This is a genomic window from Chryseobacterium ureilyticum (assembly GCF_900156735.1).
GTDB lineage: Bacteria > Bacteroidota > Bacteroidia > Flavobacteriales > Weeksellaceae > Chryseobacterium > Chryseobacterium ureilyticum.
The window spans coordinates 1-1,576 of record NZ_FTOL01000023.1 but is presented as its reverse complement, the minus strand read 5'-3'; the positions used below and the strand labels follow the sequence as shown (position 1 = coordinate 1,576).

At 30.3% G+C, this 1,576-nt stretch carries 1 protein-coding gene; it reads right to left on the bottom strand.

Annotated features, from left to right (window positions below; genetic code table 11):
• Positions 1 to 658: 658 nt before the first annotated feature.
• On the bottom strand, positions 659 to 1,576 hold a 918-nt coding region (locus BW983_RS23655), incomplete at its 5' end, for an RHS repeat-associated core domain-containing protein (RefSeq protein WP_317048128.1).

Below are 1,576 nucleotides of genomic sequence, written 5' to 3'. Positions count from 1 at the left end.
TTTGAAAAACTATGTCCTAATTCGTGGAACAACGTAACGTGAAAAGGTGATTGTTTACTACCTGAAGTTGTGTCTAATGTAACATCTTGTTTAAATGCTGTAAATACAGTACTTCCATCAAGAGTTGCACTATTCAGTCCTTTATAAGACCCGTTCAAACTGCTATCTTTTATTGTGGTATTGATATCATCATTAGCAAATAAATTTAAATATTATAAACCAAATGAATTTATACCATATATCTGGGGATATCCTGTATTTTTTAAAAATTTTAAATATAGAAAAGCATCAAGGAGAACAATATACAACATGTCTTTGCTCTCCTTAATACGTTTCTTAAACAAACTAAATTGCAAAGCATTTTATAAAACTAACAAAGTCACTCAAACGAGTGGCTTTGTTGTTTATAAAGCTTAGGTCTACCAGTCCTGCCTTAATGCTATCCCAAAAGAGAAGCAAAATATTAGAAAGACAAACAATAAACCATTTAAAATAAAGTTTAGCAACTTATTATTGTATTTATAAATCATGTAAAAGTTAATTGCCAATAGAACTATCACCAAAGGGGTAAATTCTAAAAAATAATCATATTGAAAATATAATAAAAGTACGGTATAAATTATTGAAATAATTAAAATTATTTTTGTAACTGTTTTCATTATTGATTAGGTATTAATTCTCTTTTTACAACATCTCTAACTTTTGTGCTTAAATCATTGTCTATGCTTTTATGATCTGATGTAGGGGCAAGAACGTTTACTATTTTAGTAGTCTTATTATCGCTTGTAGGTTCTATTTTCTCTCCTCCATATATATTTTTGGTCTGGTAGTAATTAACCGCTTTCGATACATTAGACGGTATCTTTGTATCAGAATAACCATCCATTATATCTAAAGTCACCATTAAATCTACTTTTAAATTTTTATTTTCATTTACTGATTCTACCAGATTATCACCTCCTAAGCTATGCCCAACAGCAACAACCACACCTTCTGAATGCACATTATTAAAATTTGAGATAGTTGATTTGAGGTCATTTTTTGTATTTTCATTCTGTGATGAATCAAAAACAACAACTCGAGTATTAGAATTAGCTAAACCAACTAATCCTCCAATACCAGTAAGATCAAGGTTTGCTTTTCCTTTAAAATCAGGATTATTGCTACCTCCTACATTCTGAGATTGGGTATATCCTTTCTTCGTATCTCCCGACCATCCCTGTACAACAACAACTAAATTTTTATAGCCATCATTCTTCCTAAAATCTACAGCTTCTAATCCCTCCAACTCTCTTGCATCAACAACACGATTTTCAGAAAAATTGTAATGAGATTGATAAGCATATTTTTCACTCAAAGGATCTATATTAAAAAACCTTCCCACATCCGGCATATAATTTCTCCACTTAAATGAGTAAAAACCTGTCTCTTGTAACTCTTGTCCTTGGTATTTGTATTGATAAGCATTCTGTGTAGTAGATGTATAATTATGTAGCAATCCAAAAGGATAATAATTATTGACTTCTACAATTTCTCCTGGCTTCCAAACATCATGACAACCAAATTTTCCAACTAA